The following is a 17,668-nucleotide window of genomic DNA, read 5'->3' on the forward strand; positions in this document are numbered from 1 at the left end:
CGACGAAACGGGGAAAATCAATGGATGACGGTGCCCGGGATGCGGTGCCGCAGGCGGCCACGGCGGGGGAGTACGTCGCGTTGCTGCGGGACGTGCGGCGCTGCTCTGGCCTGACCTACCGGGAGATCTCCCGGCGGGCCTCGGCGGCCGGGCACTGGCTGCCGGCCAGCACGCTCGCCACGATGCTGGGGCGGATCACCCTGCCCCGGGAGCGCACCGTGGTGGCGATGTTGGCGGCCTGCGGAGTGCCCGACACTGAGCGGTGGGTGGAGATGCGGCGGGACATCGAGGCCCGCCTCAGCGAGCGGGACCGATGGGAGACGCCGGCGCCGCAGAACACAGTGGCGCCCGCCGCCAGCCAGCCCCCGCCGGCTGAGCCGGTCCCGCCCGTTGACCCGATCCCGTCGGCTGAGCCGCACTCGCCCGTTGACCCGGTCGCTGGCCCGGCCCTGCCTGCTGGCTCCACCCTGTCGGCCGACGCGGTGCCGTCCGCCGGCCCCGGTCCCTCGGACGAATCGACACCGTCGGTCCGGCCGGTCCTGCTGGAGTGGTCGCGACCCGCGGCGCCCCGGTCGGCCCGTCGCCGCCTCCGGCTGGCGGTGCTCGCGGTGCTCGGCGCGCTGACGATCGGCGGCGCCGGCACGCTGCTGCCGAACCTCACCGCCGCGGCGAACAGCTCGCCGACCGAAGGTTGCCCGCTGGTCCTGCGCCAGGGCATGTACGGCCCGTGTGTGCTGGACCTCCAGGAGCGGTTGGTGGCCCGTGGGCTGGACGTGCCGGTGGACGGCTGGTTCGGCCCCGGCACCACCAGCGGGTTGATCGCCTTCCAGGCCCTGGGAAGCCTGCCGGTCAGCGGCACCGCGGACGGGCAGGTGCTCGACGCGTTGGCGAGCCAGCCGACGGTGCCGGCACCCTGGCCGGAGGACCGGATCGGCAAGTACCTGCGGCGGTCCTTCCCGGAGGACCCGAGCGGGGCGGTGGAGATGGCCCGATGCCTTTCCGAGTTGGACCCGTATCGGGTGGTGGTCGTCGCGGACGGGTCGCGGCGCTGGGGGCTGTTCCAGTTCACCGACACGGAATTGTCCCGGTTCGGTGTCGACCCCCGCACGGCGCTGGACCCGTACTGGAACATTCGGACGGCACGCAACGTCTGGTCGCTCACCGGCGGGTTCGGCCACTGGCAGTGCGCACCGTCACCGTCGATGTGACAGCTGTTCGGTGCGGTCATCGAGAGCCCCTCGGTCCGGAACCGGCGACAGCCAGGCCGTTGCCGTGCGATGGACTCACCGTAGGAGTACCCGCGCTGTTCGCAGCCTCCGAACAGCGCTCGGAACGGTGCCGTACGGCCGCGGGCGCCGGTATCCGATCAGGACACCGACGCCCGCGGGGGCGGCCCTGTCGGCTCAGCCGATCGTCTCCCGCTCCCGCCAGGCGGTACGCAGCGAGGTCCGGCCGTTGGTGCGCAGGAGCGACCCCTCGTACACCCGGGCACCGGCGAGGAGGAACGCGCCGGCGGCGAGCACCAGGAGGACCAACGAGACGATCGGCTCCCAGCCGGCCGCGTCGCCGGTGAACAGCCGCAGCGGCATGGCCGTGGGCGACGAGAACGGCAGGTAGGACAGCACCCGCATCGCGGTGGCGTTGTCGTTCAGGAAGATCACCGCGAAGAACGGCAGCATGACGGCGAGCTGCACCGGCGTCGACACGGCGGCGATGTCCTCCTGCCGGTTGGCCAGGGCGCCGGCCGCCGCCCACATGGCGGCGAGCAGCACGAAACCGATCAGGAAGAACGGCACGAACCAGCCGATCGCCGGGGCGAGCAGGCTGAGCAGACCTCCGCTGTCGCCGATCTGCAACCCGATCACCGCCACCACCGCGATCAGGGCGATCTGCGCGAACGCCAGGATGGCCCCGGCCACCACCTTCCCGGCCAGCAGGGCCCGGACCGGCACGGCGGCGACCAGGATCTCCACGATCCGGGTCTGCTTCTCCTCGATGACGCTCTGCGCGATCTGCACACCGAACGTCTGTGAGGTGATGAAGAAGACGAACGCGAAGACGAACGGCACCAGGAACGCCACCACCGGATCGACAGCGTCCGGGTCGAGCAGGCGGACGGTCGGCTGGGTGCTCAGGGCCTTCACCACGTCGTCCGGGGCGTCGTCCATGGCCAGGACGGCCGGTCCGGTGACCACCGCCGCGTCCACGTCGTCGTCGCGGACGGCCTGCTCGGCGGCCCGGTCGTCGGGGACGACCCGGACCTCCAGCCCGGCGGCGCGCAGCGGCGCGGCCAAGCTCTCGGTCACGGCCACTGTGGACGGCCCGCCGGAGAACAGCGGCGGCAGGATGGTGCCGGCCGCGGCGATCAACAGGAAGAACAGCGTGCCGAACAGGAAGGTGCGGTCGCGCAGCTTGACCCGGATCTCGCGTTCGGCGATCAGGCGGGTGGCCTGGGTGACGTTCACTGGGTGACCTCTCGGAAGATCTCGGTGAGCGAGGGGCTGACCGGGCGGAAGGCGCGGACCGGGCCGCGGGCCAGGGCCGCCCGCAGCACGGGCTGTTCGTCGGTGCCGGCCGGCAGGTCGAAGACCACCCGCGCGCCGTCCAACTCGACCACTGTCACGCCGGGGTGGTCGCGTACCCAGCCGGCGTCGTGCTCCACGACCAGCTCGAAGCGGGGCACGGTGTACGAGTCGCGCAGCTGCTGCCGGCTGCCGGCGGCCCGGATCACCCCGTCCCCAATGATCACCAGGTCGTCGCAGAGGCGCTCCACGACGTCGAGCTGGTGACTGGAGAAGAGCACCGGCGCGCCGGCCGAGGCCCGTTCCCGCAGCACGGCCACGACGGTCTCCACGGCCAGCGGGTCGAGGCCGGAGAACGGCTCGTCGAGCACCAGCACCTCGGGGTCGTGCACCAGCGCGGCGGCGATCTGGGCGCGCTGCTGGTTGCCCAGCGACAGCGTCTCCAGCAGGTCGTCGCCGCGTTCACCGAGCCCGACCCGGTCGAGCAGCGCGTCGGTGGAACGTCGTGCCGCGGCGGCGTCCAGCCCGTGCAGCCGGCCCAGGTAGGTCACCTGCTCGCGGGTGGTCATCTTGGGGTAGAGGCCCCGCTCCTCCGGCATGTAGCCGAAGCGCCGACGGTCCTGCCGGGTCAGCGCGGTGCCGCCCCAGGTCACCTCGCCGGCGTCGGGGGCGAGGACACCCAGGATGATCCGCATGGTGGTGGTCTTGCCGGCGCCGTTGGCGCCCACGAAACCGGTCATCCGGCCGGCGGACACCTCGAAGGACACGTTCCTGAGCACCTGACGGTCGCCGAAGCTGCGGTCGACGCCGTCGAGGCGAAGCGTTCTGGTCACGCACTCACGCTAGATCGATCACGCCGCTGCGCCGTCCGCCCGGCGGGTGAGCGGGCGGGTCCACCTCGCGGCGGACGCCGTCACCCGCCGGGCCGGACCACCCCGTTCTCGTACGCGAACACCACGGCCTGCACCCGGTCGCGCAGGCCGAGCTTGGCCAGTACGCGACTCACGTGCGTCTTCACCGTCGCCTCGCCCAGGTGGATGGCCGTGGCGATCTCCGCGTTGCTCGATCCGGCGGCGAGCAGCATCAGCACCTCCCGTTCGCGCGGGGTCAGCTCGGCCAGCGTGGCCTCGGCGTCCGGGCCCCGGTGGGCGGTGCCCGCCGGGTCGCCGGGTCGGGCGAAGGTGGAGATCACCCGCCGGGTGATCTCCGGGGCGAGCAGACCGTCGCCCCTGGCCAGCACCCGGATCGCCTCGATCAGCTCCTCCGGGGTGCCGTTCTTGAGCAGGAAGCCGCTGGCCCCGGCCCGCAGCGCGGCGAACAGGTAGTCGTCGCGGTCGAAGGTGGTGAGGATCAGCACCGCGGGCGCCCCGGGGCCGTCGGCGACGATCTGCCGGGTGGCCTCCAGGCCGTCCATCCCGGGCATCTCCACATCCATGAGTACGACGTCGGGGCGGGTGGCTCGGGTCATGGTGACGGCCCGTTCGCCGTCGGCGGCCTCACCGACCACCTCGATGTCGTCCTCCACCTCCAGGATGACCCGGAAGCCGGTACGGACGAGGTGCTGGTCGTCGGCGAGCAGCACCCGGACCGTCGGCCCGGTGTCGGGTGTGTGCTGGGCTGCCGTGCTCATGCCGACGGCTCCGCTCCGGCTGCCGCCTGCTGCCTGTCGTTCGGCTCCCGCTGTGGGCCCACCGGCCGGTCCGTTGACGTCGCGAGGGGGAAGCGGGCGCGTACCCGCCAGCCGCCGCCGGCCCGCGGCCCGGCCTCCAGGTCGCCGTCGTGGGCGGTGACCCGTTCGCGCATGCCGATCAGGCCCAATCCGACGGTGTCGGTCGGGCCGCCGCCCCGCCCGTCGTCGGTCACGTCGACCTCCACCTCCCGGGCCAGGTACCGGACCCGCACGTCCAGCAGGGCCGCCTCGGCGTGCTTCAGGGTGTTGGTCACCGCCTCCTGCGTCACCCGGTAGGCCGTCTGGGAGACCGATTCGGGCAACGCGACCGGGTCGCCGTACACCCCGAGGGTGGCCGTCAGCCCGGCGGCCCGAGCCCGCTCGACCAACTCGTCGATCCGCTCGACGCCGCCGGCCGCCGGCGGTGCGGCGTCGGTGCCGGCGGAGGTCCGCAGCACGCCGAGCATCCGGCGTAGCTCGTCGACGGCGGTGCGGGCGCTCTGCTCGATGGCGGTCAGCGCCGTGCGGGCCTTACCCGGGTCGCGGTCGAACACCCGGCGGCAGGCGGATGCCTGCACGCCCATCACCGACACGTGGTGGGCCACCACGTCGTGCAGCTCCCGGGCGATCCGGACCCGTTCGCCGAGCACCGCCCGTTCCCGCCCCTCGGCCTGCGACCGACGCAGGTCCTCGGCCTGGGCGCGCAGCTCGTGCTCACGGCGCGCGGCCACCCAGGCGGTCTCACCAAAGAAGTAGGCGAACCCGAGAGTCAGCACGTTGACCAGCACACCGGTGACCATCGCCGCGAGGACTGGTGGCACCGGTCCGACCGCGTCATCGAAGGCATCAGGGGGGATGTGGTCGATGGTCACGGCGTAGTAGACGCCCAGCCAGGCGAACATGGTGGCGATCACGCCGATCCGCAGCCGGCGGGCCAGCCGATGGTCCTGCCCCCAGGCGCCGGCGGTGTAGATGACGCAGAACAGAGCCCAGGCGGAGAACTGAGTCTCCGGGGCTGATCGTGCCTGGGCGCAGATGAACACCACCGAGACGATCAGCAGGGTCGCCAGCGGCCAGCGTCGTCGCCAGACCAGCGGCAGCGTCACCGCGACGGTCCAGAACAACTGCTCCGGCCCGGATGGTGGTGGGCCCAGCAGGAACGCCCCGGCGCTGCGGGCCAGGGTGAGGCTGACCACCGCCAGCCCGGTCACCGCCAGCCCGATCCACAGGTCGAACCGGCGCTGTTCCGCCGTTGGACCCGGACGACGCCATTCCGGTCGCGATGCCACGGTCATCCAGGAACGATGCCACGCCGCCCGCCCGGCCCTCCGACCGGGCGGGCCGCCGTGGTCACCACGACGGGCGACGGCCCGGCGCGAGGTACGCGCCGGGCCGTCGGGTCGGGGATTACTCACGCGGTCTGCCGGCGGGTCTTCAGGGCCGTGTCGATCAGGTCCCAGACCAGGATCGCTGCCGCGCCGACCGCGATGGCGACCCCGATGGTGTTGCGGTTGTCCGCGTCCGCCAGCCAGCTCAGCCGCTCGCCCAGGGCGGGGTTGACCAGCCGGTCGGACAGCGCCAGCCACACCAGCGGCACCGAGAACGCGAGGTTGAGCAGCGCTTTGGTCCCGAACAGCGCCCAATTCCAATGCCCGATCCGGTACTTGACGATCTCGAACACCATGGTGCCGAGCAGGACGACGATCAGTGCCGGCAGCCAGAAGGACCACAGCGCCGGGTCGAGGACCGGGATGTTGTCGCCGTCGGTGCCGCGTACCCAGGACCGGTACTGCTGGAACGGTAGGTAGCCAATCGTGGCCACCAGAATGACTACCGATGCGATGGTGTCGGCGAGGGACACGTCGCGGTGGGCTGGGACGTCGGGCAGCTGGTCGACCGTCCAATCTGGCACGTCCATTGTCGGTTGGGAGCGCTCGATGATCGCAAAGGTCAGGGTGAGCCAGAACCCGATGTGCACGGCTACGTGCAGGGCGACGACGATGCCGGGCCCGATGGCCCCGAAACCGCTGCCCTCGGCGACCTTGACGATGGCGACGATCGTGCCGACGAGCGCTGGGATGAAGCTGAGCAGCAGCTTCAGCAGTCGCAGCCAGAGTAGGTAGTAGGTCGGACCGATGAGCTGCAACCGGCGGTCGGCGTACCGGGCGGCCAGCACGTCCGGGTTGCCCAGCTCGGTGAGCACCTCCCGCTCGGCCACGGACGGGTCCGCGGCGCCGCCGGTGCGGTCGTCGATCATGTCCTCGATGGAGGCCCGCAGCTCGGTGGCGATCTCGTCGCGGCGCTGGGTGGGCACCGATCGCAGGGTGGCGGCGAGGTAGCGGTCGGTCAGGGTGTTCATCGGTCCACTCCTTGGATCAGCCCGGTGATGGAGGTCTGCACGGCGGCGAGGTCGTCGAGGAGCCGGTTCAGCATCGACTCGCCCTCGTCGCTGGTCCGGTAGAACTTGCGCGGTCGGCTCTCTTCGGTGTTCCACTCGCTGGTCAGCAGCCCCTGGTCCTCCAGGCGGCGCAGCAGCGGGTAGAGGGTGTTGGCGTCGACCGGGAAGCCGTGGTCGCTGAGCCGTTGCAGCAGTGCGTAGCCGTAGTTCGGTCGGCGTAGCGCGACCAGGCTGGCCACCACGACGGTGCCTCGACGCAACTCCTGTAGGTGCGTCCGTAGAACGTCCTCGCTAACCATGTGTCACACCATACTGTGTGCCACACAGTGTTGTCTACGCTGACATCATCGTGTCCGCCCAACCTCCGTTCGGGCCGATACGACGTACGGGGCGCCCGGTCGACACCGGACGCCCCGCACCTGGGAAAAGTCAGCAGGTCGGGCCCTGCCGGAAGTTCCGCTCGACGAAGCTGGCCGGACCGACCTGGAAATAGCCCACCCCCGGCCGGATCGGGTGCCCGGTGAACAGCTCCACCCGCGACCCCGCCCGGACCAGGTACGCCTCGGCGTCCCCCGCGTCGTTGCGGATCAGCGAACCCCGCCGCCCGTAGATCGCCTCCAGGTCGTCGAAGGACATGCCGACCGTGGCGCCGGCGGGGGACTTCGGCGGCGCGGTGGCCGTACCGACCTCCACCAGTCGCCCGTCGCGGAAGGCCAGCAGGATCACGCCCGCCCAGGATCCGGTCGCGCCGGCGTGCACCACCCCGTCGCAGGTCGGCACGGTCCAGTCGATGTGCCCGTTGGTGGTGAGCGACGCCAGGCTGGCGCCGATGCGGTACACACCGACGCCACGAACGCTGAGCACCTGCGGGTGGGTGTGCCCGACGGCGGCGGCGAGCGGGCCGTGCGCCGAGGCGGGCGCGGCGCCGCCGGCCAGGGGTGCTGCCGCCGCCGGGCCGGCGACGGTCGCCGGGACGAGCGTGCCGAGCGCCAACGCGGCGGTGGTGAGAAGGATCGCGGGACGGTTCATGGTGGCTCCTTCGGTGATGGGTCTCCTGCCCTGTTAGTCACCGCGCCAGGGCCAACGGTTCGTCGGGATTCCGACCGGCCGGGTCTACTGTGCAGAGAAACGCCGACCGACCGTGCTGGCCGGGGGTGACGCGGGTGACGGCTCCACTGCGGATCGGGCCCTACGCGATCGAGCGACTGCTCGGCGTCGGTTCGTTCGCGACGGTCTGGCTGGGCTACGACCGGGCGCTCGACGCGCACGTGGCGATCAAGGTGCTGGCCGAGAATTGGAGCCACGACCTGCGGGTGCGGGAACGCTTCCTCGACGAGGCCCGGTTGCTGCGCCGGTTGGAGCACGAGCGGCTGATCCGGGTGCACGCCGTCGGTGAGCTGCCCGACGGCCGCCCGTACGCGGTCCTGGCCTGGGCGGACGGGGGCAGCCTGCGGGACCGGTTGGCCGCTGACGAGATTCCCGCGCCGATGGCGTTGTGGCTGCTCGGCGAGGTCTGCGCCGGGGTCGCCGTGCTGCACCGGCACGGCGTCGTGCACCGCGATCTCACCCCGGGCAACATCCTGTTCCGCTCCGCCGGCCCCGACGGGCCGGAACAGGTGTTGATCGCCGACCTCGGCCTCGCCAAGGCGCTCGCCGCCGCCTCCGGGCTGACCGCCCGGGCCGGCACCCCGGGTTACATGGCCCCCGAGCAGGACGATCCGGGCGCTGTGGTCGACACCCGCGCCGACGTGTACGGGCTCGGGCGGCTCGGCATCCGACTGCTGGCCGCCGACCTGTCGAGCGCGAACCCGACCAGGCCCGATTCGCGTCGGCACCCCCCGGAGATCCGACTTCGGGACGACGTGCCTGCGGCCGTCGCGGCGGTGCTCGCCCAGGCCACCGCCCACCTCCCGGCCGACCGTTACCCCGACGCCGCGACCCTGCACGCCGCGTTGATCCGCGCGAGCGCTCCGGCGGGGCGGCCGGCTGCGGCGGCCGGTCCCGTGCGACGACAGCCGTCACCCCGGGCGGGGGTGCGCCGCGGGTACCGGTTGCGGCGGGCCGGGGCCGCGGTGGTGGCATTCGCCGCGGTGGGTGCGGTGGGTGCCGAGCCGTGTGGTGCCGGGTCGGCTCGGCCGGTCGGCGGCACGTACACGACCGGGCCGCTGACCGTGACGTTGCCGCCCGGCTGGTCCGCCACGGGTGCCACCTGGGCCGGTCAGTACGGCGCCGACGGCGAACCCGAACCGGCGCTGGTGATGTCGCCGCAACCCCGCCGCTGGGCCGCCGACCCTCGCCTGCCCGGCGCGTTCGTGGGCCTCTCCGCCAGCACGGCGGCCCGCGCCACGCCCGCCGGGTTCCTGGCCGAGCGCACGCACGGCGACTGCACGCCCGGGCCGGCCCGCGTCACCCGGCAGGAGGGCCTCGAGTGGACCGTGGTGGCGTACCGCTGCGACCAGGGCCGGCCGCAGATCATCGAGTCGGCCGCCCTGCACCCCGGCCGACCCGCCCTGGTGTACGTGCAGATCGCCCCGCCCGCGGCCAGCGGACCCGACTTCGTGGACACCCTGCTCGCCGGCGTGCGCCTGCGGTAGGTGCGGCGGAACGCGCCCGGCGGCGGCCCTCGGGGTGTGAAGCTGTCACCGTGGCCCAGAAGCGCGAGCCGGTGAGCGGCGGCACGCGTCGGGCGCAGATCCGCACGCCGAACGGGTCACCGCGTACGGATCTGCTGGAGCTGTTCTTCGACCTCGCCCTGGTCGCCGGTCTGGCGATGACCTCGCGGAAGATGGCCGCCGACCAGAGCTGGATCGGCATCGCCCAGGCGCTGCTCCTGCTGTCGACGCTGTTCGCGGTGTGGGTGACCACCACGTTGATCACCGACAGCTACAGCCCCCGGAAGCAGCCGCTCCCACTGCTGATCCTGGGCACCATGTTCGGCCTGATGCTGATGGCCGCCGCGCTGCCCACGGCGTTCGGTGACCACGGGTTGATCTTCAGCGGTACCTGGGTCGCGATCTTCCTGGTCCGAGGGCTGGTGCTCGCCTGGTTCCTGCGGGGGCGGCCGGAGCAGGAGCGCCCGGTACGTGCCCTGATCTGGGACGTCGGCACGGGGACCCTCTGGGTGGTCGGCGGTCTGGTGGCCGATCCCGGCTGGCGGCTCGGGCTGTGGCTGGCCGCGCTGACGGTCGACTACACCGCGTATGGTCTGCGCTTTCCGCTCCCCGGTCGGGCGCCGCTGCCGCGCTACCAGGTGGTGCCCGAGCACCTCGCCGAGCGCTACCAGCAGATCTACATTCTGTCCCTGGGTGAGCTGGTCCTGGTCAGCGTCCTCAGCCTGGGCCACCAACCCTTCACCGCGGATCGGGTGGCCGCCTTCGGCACCGCGTTCCTCACGGCCGCGGTGCTCTGGTGGAGCTACGCCCGGGGGGCCGGCGCGACCCTGCGCGCCGCCATCGAGTCGTCGCCCCACCCGGCCCGGCTCGTGCAGACCAACCCGTACGCCCACTGGCTGATGATCGCCGGGGTGGTCGGCACGGCCGCCGGTGTCGAACGGATCATCGAGCAGCCCGGCGAGCGGCCGGACGCCCCGATGGTCGCGCTCATCCTGGGCGGTGCCGGGCTGGTGCTGTGCGGTCGCGCGTTGCTCGAGTACGAGGTCTACGAGCGGTTGCCGCTGTCCCACGTCGTCGGCGTCGTCGTGACGATCGCTCTCGCCCCGGTGGCGCCGCACCTGCCCGGTCTGGCGGTGAGCGTCGCCGCCGGTCTGGTGCTGCTGGGGGTCGCCACCGTCGAGTTCCTCCGGGCCCGGCATCGATCCACCGGCTAGCGGACCACAACGGTGATGGTGTGCTCCCGGCCGTCCTTGGGGATCGTCACGGCGACCGTGCCGGCGCGGACGAAGCGGATGTCCACCACGCCCGCCTCGTACTGCTGGGAGACCAACTCCGGGCGGTCCACGGTGACGAGCCCCGGGCCGATGCCCTGGATGCGCAGCACCGCGCCGGTGGCGAAGCAGAGCGATTTCAGCAGCTCGATCTCGGTCTCGGCGAGCGGCAGGTCGTAGCGGACCGCGCCCTGACAGGCCGGCGTCGCGTCGGTCGGCGGGGGAGTCGTTCGGGGCGTACCCCTGGGTCTGGTGGGCGCGGGCGGTGGCGCGGCCGGGCGCGCGCTGGTCGGCGGCGGTCGGAACGGCGACCCGGTGGGCGCGGGGATCGCGGAGATTCTGGGGATCGCGGTGGTGGCCGGCGTCGAACGGGTCGGCCCGGGCGGTTGGACGGGCAGGGGCGAGACGGCGTCGGCGCCGCCGCAGCCGGCGACCGCCACGGTGGCCGTGAGGACGACGACGAACCGGCGGAACGAGGCGCGGCTCATTCCGCGCCGAGCCGTTGCCGGACCTGCCGCCGGGCCAGGTGCAACCGGGACTTCACAGTGCCCAGCGGTACGTCGAGCAGGGCGGCGATCTCCGGGTAGCTCAGTCCGAGGACATCGCGCAGGGCGACCACCTCGGCGAGGTCGGGGTGGACCGAGTCGAAGGCGTCGAGCAGGTCGAGGCGGGTGCCGGCGACCACGCTGGTCCGTCGGGGATCGGCCTGGTCGGGCACCGGCATCCCGCCGGCCTCGAGCCGGCAGCGGCGGCGCAGCGTGCGGTACGTGGAGCGGGCCCGGTTGGCGGTCAGCCGGTGCAGCCAGGTGCGGAACGAGGAACGCCCCTCGAACCGGGTGATGCCGCCGGCCAGCGCCAGCAACGTGTCCTGGCAGGCCTCTTCGGCGTCCTCCCGGCTGGGCAGGAATCGGGCGCACAGCCGCAGCACCTCGGGGCGCACCGCGACCAGCAGGGCGTTCAGCGCGGCCGGGTCGCCGTGCGCGGCGGACCGGGCCAGGGCGTCGATGTCGTCCGCTTCGGGCATGCCGGTTGTCCAATGCTCGCCGGTGCCGATCCCTGAGGGTACGACCGGGGCCGCCGCAGCGGCCCCGTACCGTCCGGCACCCGACCCGAGACCGACGCGCTACTCGAAGCGGGACACGTCCCCGGCGCCCCGGCGCAGGATCTCCGGCTCGGGCCCGGACAGGTCGATCACGGTCGTCGGCTCCTTACCGCAGTCGCCGGCGTCGAGCACCGCGTCGAGCTGGTGGTCGAGCCGTTCCTTGATCTCCCAGCCCTGGGTCATCGGCTCCTCGTCGCCGGGCAGGACCAGCGTGCTGGACACCAACGGTTCGGCCAGTTCGGCCAGCAGCGCCTGGGTGACGGTGTGCCGGGGCACCCGCACGCCGACGGTCCGTTTCTTCGGGTGCAGCATCCGGCGGGGCACCTCGCGGGTGGCCGGCAGGATGAACGTGTAGCTGCCCGGGGTGGACGCCTTCACCAGGCGAAAGACCGAGTTGCTGATCTGCACGAACTGACCGAGCTGGGCGAAGTCGTGGCAGACCAGCGTGAAGTGGTGGCGATCATCGAGGTGTCGGATCTGTCGGATCCGGTCCAGCCCGTCCTGGTTGCCCAGTTGGGTGCCGAGCGCGTAGCAGGAGTCCGTCGGGTAGGCGACCAGCCCACCGCTGCGGATCAGGTCGGCGACCTGCCCGATGACCCGGGCCTGTGGGTTCTCCGGGTGTACGTCGTAGTACCTCGCCATCCTCCGAGACTAGGCGCACCCGGGGGCGATCAGGAGACGAGGGCCACCCTCGGCGCGGACGGTGGAGCCGCCGAGATCACCTCGGTAGGGTAGGTGCCGGTCGGCTCCGACCAACAAGATCCACACCGCCGGGGGGCGCCACGCATGGCTGATTCGTTCGCGCATCTGCACGTGCACACCGAGTACTCGATGCTCGACGGAGCGGCCCGACTGAAGGACCTGTTCGCCGAGGCCAAGCGGCTGGGCATGTCCGCTGTGGCGATCACCGACCACGGCAACATGCACGGCGCGAACGACTTCTACAACCAGGCGATGGCCGCCGGGATCACCCCGATCCTGGGCGTCGAGGCGTACGTGGCGCCGGAGTCGCGCTATCACAAGGCGCGGGTCAAGTGGGGTCGCCCGGAGCAGAAGAGCGACGACATCTCCGGTAACGGCGCGATCACCCACAAGACCATGTGGGCGAAGAACGCGCAGGGCCTGAAGAACCTCTTCACCCTCAACTCGCGCGCCTCCATGGAGGGGCACTACGTCAAGTGGCCCCGGATGGACATGGAGCTGATCGCCGAGCACGCCGAGGGGATCATGGCCACCACCGGCTGCCCGTCCGGCGCGGTGCAGACCCGGCTGCGGCTGGGCCAGTTCGACGAGGCACTCAAGGTCGCCGCCAGCTACCAGGACATCTTCGGCAAGGACAACTACTTCCTGGAGATCATGGATCACGGCCTCTCCATCGAGAGCCGGGTCCGCGAGGGGCTCACCGAGATCGCCCGCAAGCTGGACATCCCGCCGGTGGTCACGAACGACTCCCACTACACCCACGAGGCGCAGGCCACCGCCCACGACGTGCTGCTCTGTGTGCAGACCGGCAGCAACATCGACGACCCCAACCGGTTCCGGTTCGAGGGCGGCGGCTACTTCATCAAGAGCGCCGACCAGATGCGCGCGGTGGACTCGTCCGAGCTGTGGCAGGAGGGCTGCCGCAACACCCTGCTGGTCGCCGAGAAGGTCGACCCGGCCGGGATGTTCGAGTTCCACAACCTGATGCCGCGCTTCCCGGTGCCCGAGGGGGAGACCGAGGAGTCCTGGTTCCGCAAGGAGACCTTCGCCGGCCTGGCCCGCCGCTATCCGAACGGAATCCCGGAGGGGCACGTCGTCCAGGCGGAGTACGAGCTGGGCGTCATCAACCAGATGGGCTTCCCGTCCTACTTCCTCGTGGTCGCCGACTTCATCCAGTGGGCGAAGAACCAGGGCATCGCGGTGGGCCCGGGTCGTGGTTCCGCCGCCGGGTCGCTCGTCGCGTACGCGCTGGGCATCACCGACCTGGACCCGATCCAGCACGGCCTGATCTTCGAGCGGTTCCTCAACCCCGAGCGGGTCTCGATGCCGGATGTCGACATCGACTTCGACGAGCGTCGGCGCGGCGAGGTGATCAAGTACGTCACCGACAAGTGGGGTGAGGACAAGGTCGCCCAGATCGCCACCTTCGGCACGATCAAGGCGAAGGCCGCGATCAAGGACTCGGCCCGGGTCCTCGGTTTCCCGTACGCGGTCGGCGACCGGATCACCAAGGCCATGCCGCCCGCCGTGATGGGCAAGGACATCCCGCTCACCGGCATCTTCGACAACAAGCACCCCCGCTACGCCGAGGCCGGCGAGATCCGCGGCCTGTACGACTCCGACCCGGACGTCCGCAAGGTGATCGACACGGCCAAGGGCATCGAGGGGCTGATCCGGCAGACCGGTGTGCACGCCGCCGGCGTCATCATGTCCGCCGAGCCGATCATCGAGCACATCCCGTTGACGCGCCGCGACGCCGACGGGGCGATCATCACGCAGTTCGACTACCCGACCTGCGAGTCACTCGGGCTGCTGAAGATGGACTTCCTCGGCCTGCGCAACCTGACGATCATCGACGACGCGGTCAAGAACATCGAGCTGAACCACGGCCGGAAGCTCGACCTGCTGGGCCTGCCGCTGGACGACAAGGCCGCGTACGAGCTGCTGGCCCGCGGTGACACCCTGGGCGTGTTCCAGCTCGACGGTGGGCCGATGCGGTCCCTGCTGCGGTTGATGAAGCCGGACAACTTCGAGGACATCTCCGCCGTCCTGGCCCTGTACCGGCCCGGCCCGATGGGCGTCGACTCGCACACCAACTACGCGCTGCGCAAGAACGGCCTCCAGGAGATCACGCCGATCCACCCGGAGCTGGAGGAGCCGCTGCGGGAGATCCTGGCGCCCACCCACGGCCTGATCGTCTACCAGGAGCAGGTGCAGCGGGCCGCGCAGATCCTCGCCGGCTACACCCTCGGTCAGGCGGACCTGCTGCGCCGGGCCATGGGTAAGAAGAAGAAGGAGATCCTCGACAAGGAGTTCATCCCGTTCCGGGACGGCTGCCGCGAGCGCGGCTACTCCGACGAGGCGATCCAGGCGGTGTGGGATGTCCTGGTGCCGTTCGCCGGGTACGCCTTCAACAAGGCACACTCCGCCGCGTACGGCCTGGTCTCCTACTGGACGGCGTACCTGAAGGCGCACTACCCGGCCGAGTACATGGCCGGGTTGCTGACGTCCGTCGGTGACGACAAGGACAAGATGGCGCTCTACCTGGCCGAGTGTCGCCGGATGCGCATCCAGGTGCTGCCGCCGGACGTGAACACCTCGGCCGGGCCGTTCACCCCGGTCGGCAAGGACATCCGCTTCGGCCTCGCCGCCGTGCGCAACGTCGGGGCGAACGTGGTCGCCTCGATCATGCGCTGCCGGGAGGAGAAGGGCGAGTACGCCGACTTCTACGACTTCCTGTCCAAGGTGGACGCGGTGGTCTGCAACAAGAAGACAATCGAATCGCTGATCAAGGCGGGGGCGTTCGACTCCCTCGACCACCCCCGCAAGGGCCTGCTCGCGGTGCACGCCGACGCGATCGACGCGTACGCCGACGTCAAGCGCAAGGAGGCCGTCGGCCAGTACGACCTGTTCGGCGCCGGCTTCGGTGACGCCGACACCGGCAGCACCACTGTGATGCCGACCATCGGCGACAGCGAGTGGGACAAGCGCGACAAGCTGGCCTTCGAGCGGGAGATGCTCGGCCTGTACGTCTCCGACCACCCGCTGTTCGGCCTGGAGCACATCCTCAACGCGGCAGCCGACACCACCATCGCCTCCCTGGCCGAGGAGGGCGCGGTGCCCGACGGGGCGGTCGTCACCCTCGCCGGCATCCTGTCCGGGGTGCAACGCCGGGTCACCAAGCAGGGCCGCGCCTGGGCGTCGGCCACCCTGGAGGACCTGGCCGGTGGGGTGGAGGCGCTGTTCTTCCCCAACACCTACGAGGTGATCGGGCAGTACATCGCCGAGGACGCCATCGTGGTGGTCAAGGGTCGGGTGGACCGCCGCGACGACACCCCACGGATCATGGCGATGGACATGTCCATGCCGGACGTCAGCACCAGCGCCACCAACAAGCCCGTCACCCTCACCATCCCGGTGCACCGCTGCACACCGCCGCTGGTGGAGAAACTCAAGGAGACTCTGGTGCTGCACCCCGGCGACACCGAGGTGCACGTCAAACTCCAGAACGGCGGGCGCACCACCACCCTGCGGCTGGGTCCGTTCCGGGTGGCGGCGACGACCGCGCTGATGGGTGACCTGAAGAGCGTCCTCGGCCCGGCCAACGTGAGCTGACCGGGCCTCGGTCCGGCCGGCGTGCGCCGGCCGGACCGCCGGGCTCAGCCGCGGTCGGGGGCGCTGATCTCCCGCAGTTGGCCGTCGGCCAACCGCAACCACCGCTGCACGCCGATCTCGGCGAGGAACCGTTCGTCGTGGCTGACCACCACGAACGCCCCCTGGTACGCCGACAGCGCGCTCTCCAACTGACCCACGCTGACCAGGTCCAGGTTGTTCGTCGGCTCGTCGAGCAGCAGCAGTTGCGGCGCCGGTTCGGCGCAGAGCACACAGGCGAGGGTGGCGCGCAGCCGTTCACCGCCGGAGAGCACCCCGACCGGCAGGTTCACCCGGGCGCCCCGGAACAGGAACCGGGCGAGCAGATTCATCCGCTTGGCGTCCGGCAGGTTCGGCGCGTACGCGGCGAAGTTCTCCGCCACCGTACGGTCGAGGTCCAGCAGGTCCAGCCGCTGCGACAGGTACGCGATCCGCCCGTCGGCCCGCCGGATCTCGCCGCCGGCCGGGTCCAGGTCGCCGTTGACCAGGCGCAGCAGGGTCGACTTGCCGACGCCGTTCGCCCCGGTGAGCGCGATCCGTTCCGGACCCCGGATCACCAGGTCCGCGCCGTCGCCGCCGAACAGGTCCCGGTCGTCGAAGCGGGCCCGCATCCCCTGGCCGGAGAAGACCGTGCGCCCACCCGGGACGGTGGTGTCCGGCAGGTCCACGACGATCCGGTCCTCGTCGCGTACCGCCCGCCCCGCCTCGTCGAGCCGGGCCTTGGCCTGACCGAGCCGGGACGAGTGCGTCTCCTGCGCCTTGCCCGCCGACTCCTGCGCGCTGCGCTTGAGCCCACCGGCGACGATCCGAGCCAGGCCCGCGTTCTTCAGGTTCTTCGAGGCGTTGCTGGCCCGCCGGTCGGCGCGTTCCCGGGCCTGCTGCATCTCCCGTTTCTCCCGCTTGACCTCCTGCTCGGCGTTGCGCAGGTTGCTCTCGGCCACCTCCCGCGCCGCCTGCACCGCCTCGGTGTACGCGGTGAAGTTGCCCCCGTACCAGCGGATCTCGCCCTGGTCCAGTTCGGCGATGCGGTCCATCCGGTCCAGCAGCTCCCGGTCGTGGCTGACCAGCAGGAGGCACCCGGACCAGTCGGTCAGCACGTCGTAGAGCTTGTGCCGCGCCTCCAGGTCCAGGTTGTTGGTCGGCTCGTCGAGCAGCAGCACGTTCGGACGGCGCAGCAGTTGCGCCGCCAGACCGAGCGAGATCACCTGACCGCCGCTGAGGGTGTGCAGCCGGCGGTCGAGCGACAGCTCACCGAGGCCGAGCCGGTCCAACTCCGAGCGGGTGCGCTCCTCGATGTCCCAGTCGTCGCCGATGGTGGCGAAGTGTGCCTCGCTGGCGTCGCCGGCCTCGATGGCGTGCAGCGCCGCGATCCGCTCGGCCACGCCCAGCACCTGCGCGACGCTCAGGTCGCCGACCAGCGGGAGCGTCTGCGGGAGGTAGCCGAGCACACCGTCGACGGTGACGCTGCCACTGCTGGGCCGCAGCTCCCCGGCGATCAGCCGCAGCAGGGTGCTTTTGCCGGCGCCGTTGGGCGCGACCAGGCCGGTACGACCGCCGGGAACGGTGAAGGACAGCTCCGAGAAGACCGGGGTGTCGTCCGGCCAGGAGAAGGACAGGTTCGAGCAGACAATGAACGCATCAGACATGCGAGTGACCTCAAAGGGTGGGGTGGGCGTGCCTCAGCCGCCCGACGACAACGGGAACCGTGGAACGACAAGTGGCCACGGCGGCTGCGCAGGAG

General features: G+C 71.5%; 15 protein-coding genes. 4 read left to right on the plus strand and 11 right to left on the minus strand.

Annotated features, from left to right (window positions below; translation table 11 throughout):
- The first annotated feature begins 20 nt into the window (after window positions 1–20).
- Window positions 21–1,208: a peptidoglycan-binding protein gene (locus ACQRWP_RS05690; RefSeq protein ID WP_430501126.1), complete on the plus strand. Its 1,188-nt coding sequence runs from the start codon at window positions 21–23 to the stop codon at window positions 1,206–1,208.
- Window positions 1,209–1,403: 195 nt separating this feature from the next.
- Here ACQRWP_RS05690 and ACQRWP_RS05695 read toward each other — a convergent pair whose 3' ends face one another.
- From ACQRWP_RS05695 to ACQRWP_RS05725, 7 genes are all read right to left on the minus strand, one after another.
- Window positions 1,404–2,465, minus strand: a complete 1,062-nt coding sequence (locus ACQRWP_RS05695) for an ABC transporter permease (RefSeq protein WP_430501127.1) — start codon at window positions 2,463–2,465, stop codon at window positions 1,404–1,406.
- The gene (locus ACQRWP_RS05700) at window positions 2,462–3,355 is read right to left on the minus strand and encodes an ABC transporter ATP-binding protein (RefSeq protein ID WP_430501128.1); all 894 of its coding nucleotides are present in this window, start codon (window positions 3,353–3,355) and stop codon (window positions 2,462–2,464) included. Before ACQRWP_RS05700 ends, ACQRWP_RS05695 begins: the two co-directional genes overlap by 4 nt.
- 80 nt (window positions 3,356–3,435) lie before the next feature.
- The gene (locus tag ACQRWP_RS05705; RefSeq protein ID WP_430501129.1) at window positions 3,436–4,152 is read right to left on the minus strand and encodes a response regulator; all 717 of its coding nucleotides are present in this window, start codon (window positions 4,150–4,152) and stop codon (window positions 3,436–3,438) included.
- Window positions 4,149–5,486, minus strand: coding sequence for a sensor histidine kinase (locus tag ACQRWP_RS05710; protein ID WP_430501130.1), 1,338 nt, complete (start codon window positions 5,484–5,486; stop codon window positions 4,149–4,151). The genes ACQRWP_RS05705 and ACQRWP_RS05710 overlap by 4 nt, the downstream gene beginning before the upstream one ends.
- Before the next feature lie 116 nt (window positions 5,487–5,602).
- Complete coding sequence (locus ACQRWP_RS05715) at window positions 5,603–6,550, minus strand: permease prefix domain 1-containing protein (protein WP_430501131.1); 948 nt, start codon at window positions 6,548–6,550, stop codon at window positions 5,603–5,605.
- On the minus strand, window positions 6,547–6,888 hold the full coding sequence (locus ACQRWP_RS05720; RefSeq protein ID WP_430501132.1) for a PadR family transcriptional regulator: 342 nt from the start codon (window positions 6,886–6,888) through the stop codon (window positions 6,547–6,549). Before ACQRWP_RS05720 ends, ACQRWP_RS05715 begins: the two co-directional genes overlap by 4 nt.
- Window positions 6,889–7,018: 130 nt before the next feature.
- The gene (locus ACQRWP_RS05725) at window positions 7,019–7,618 is read right to left on the minus strand and encodes a hypothetical protein (protein ID WP_430501133.1); all 600 of its coding nucleotides are present in this window, start codon (window positions 7,616–7,618) and stop codon (window positions 7,019–7,021) included.
- A 134-nt stretch (window positions 7,619–7,752) separates the two neighbouring features.
- Between ACQRWP_RS05725 and ACQRWP_RS05730 the strand changes: the two genes are divergently transcribed.
- Together ACQRWP_RS05730 and ACQRWP_RS05735 are read left to right on the plus strand one after the other, a co-directional pair.
- Entirely contained in the window at window positions 7,753–9,183 is a 1,431-nt protein-coding gene (locus ACQRWP_RS05730) for a serine/threonine-protein kinase (protein ID WP_430501134.1), read from the plus strand.
- Window positions 9,184–9,233: 50 nt separating this feature from the next.
- Window positions 9,234–10,415, plus strand: a complete 1,182-nt coding sequence (locus ACQRWP_RS05735; protein WP_430501135.1) for a low temperature requirement protein A — start codon at window positions 9,234–9,236, stop codon at window positions 10,413–10,415.
- Here the strand turns inward: ACQRWP_RS05735 and ACQRWP_RS05740 are convergent.
- From ACQRWP_RS05740 to ACQRWP_RS05750, 3 genes are all read right to left on the minus strand, one after another.
- A complete protein-coding gene (locus tag ACQRWP_RS05740) occupies window positions 10,412–10,960 on the minus strand; it encodes a hypothetical protein (RefSeq protein ID WP_430501136.1) in 549 nt (182 codons plus the stop codon). The genes ACQRWP_RS05735 and ACQRWP_RS05740 overlap by 4 nt on opposite strands.
- On the minus strand, window positions 10,957–11,496 hold the full coding sequence (locus ACQRWP_RS05745) for an RNA polymerase sigma factor (RefSeq protein ID WP_430501137.1): 540 nt from the start codon (window positions 11,494–11,496) through the stop codon (window positions 10,957–10,959). The genes ACQRWP_RS05740 and ACQRWP_RS05745 overlap by 4 nt, the downstream gene beginning before the upstream one ends.
- A 99-nt stretch (window positions 11,497–11,595) precedes the next feature.
- Window positions 11,596–12,216 (minus strand): L-threonylcarbamoyladenylate synthase, encoded by a 621-nt coding sequence (locus tag ACQRWP_RS05750; RefSeq protein WP_430501138.1) that lies wholly within the window; start codon window positions 12,214–12,216, stop codon window positions 11,596–11,598.
- A gap of 144 nt (window positions 12,217–12,360) precedes the next feature.
- Between ACQRWP_RS05750 and dnaE the strand changes: the two genes are divergently transcribed.
- The gene (gene dnaE / locus ACQRWP_RS05755) at window positions 12,361–15,891 is read left to right on the plus strand and encodes a DNA polymerase III subunit alpha (RefSeq protein ID WP_430501139.1); all 3,531 of its coding nucleotides are present in this window, start codon (window positions 12,361–12,363) and stop codon (window positions 15,889–15,891) included.
- Window positions 15,892–15,935: 44 nt separating this feature from the next.
- Here the strand turns inward: dnaE and abc-f are convergent, their stop codons facing one another.
- Window positions 15,936–17,573, minus strand: coding sequence for a ribosomal protection-like ABC-F family protein (gene abc-f / locus ACQRWP_RS05760; protein ID WP_430501140.1), 1,638 nt, complete (start codon window positions 17,571–17,573; stop codon window positions 15,936–15,938).
- Window positions 17,574–17,668 lie beyond the last annotated feature (95 nt).

It is taken from the genome of Micromonospora trifolii, assembly GCF_050516465.1.
Classification (GTDB): domain Bacteria; phylum Actinomycetota; class Actinomycetes; order Mycobacteriales; family Micromonosporaceae; genus Micromonospora; species Micromonospora trifolii.

Bases quoted from the DNA above. Each gene is read 5' to 3' on its own strand.
- ACQRWP_RS05690 (WP_430501126.1), top strand. From the start codon at position 21: ATGGATGACGGTGCCCGGGATGCGGTGCCGCAGGCGGCCACGGCGGGG.
- ACQRWP_RS05705 (WP_430501129.1), bottom strand. From the start codon at position 4,152: ATGAGCACGGCAGCCCAGCACACACCCGACACCGGGCCGACGGTCCGG.
- ACQRWP_RS05710 (WP_430501130.1), bottom strand. From the start codon at position 5,486: ATGACCGTGGCATCGCGACCGGAATGGCGTCGTCCGGGTCCAACGGCG.
- ACQRWP_RS05715 (WP_430501131.1), bottom strand. From the start codon at position 6,550: ATGAACACCCTGACCGACCGCTACCTCGCCGCCACCCTGCGATCGGTG.
- ACQRWP_RS05720 (WP_430501132.1), bottom strand. From the start codon at position 6,888: ATGGTTAGCGAGGACGTTCTACGGACGCACCTACAGGAGTTGCGTCGA.
- ACQRWP_RS05725 (WP_430501133.1), bottom strand. From the start codon at position 7,618: ATGAACCGTCCCGCGATCCTTCTCACCACCGCCGCGTTGGCGCTCGGC.
- ACQRWP_RS05740 (WP_430501136.1), bottom strand. From the start codon at position 10,960: ATGAGCCGCGCCTCGTTCCGCCGGTTCGTCGTCGTCCTCACGGCCACC.
- ACQRWP_RS05745 (WP_430501137.1), bottom strand. From the start codon at position 11,496: ATGCCCGAAGCGGACGACATCGACGCCCTGGCCCGGTCCGCCGCGCAC.
- ACQRWP_RS05750 (WP_430501138.1), bottom strand. From the start codon at position 12,216: ATGGCGAGGTACTACGACGTACACCCGGAGAACCCACAGGCCCGGGTC.
- dnaE (WP_430501139.1), top strand. From the start codon at position 12,361: ATGGCTGATTCGTTCGCGCATCTGCACGTGCACACCGAGTACTCGATG.
- abc-f (WP_430501140.1), bottom strand. From the start codon at position 17,573: ATGTCTGATGCGTTCATTGTCTGCTCGAACCTGTCCTTCTCCTGGCCG.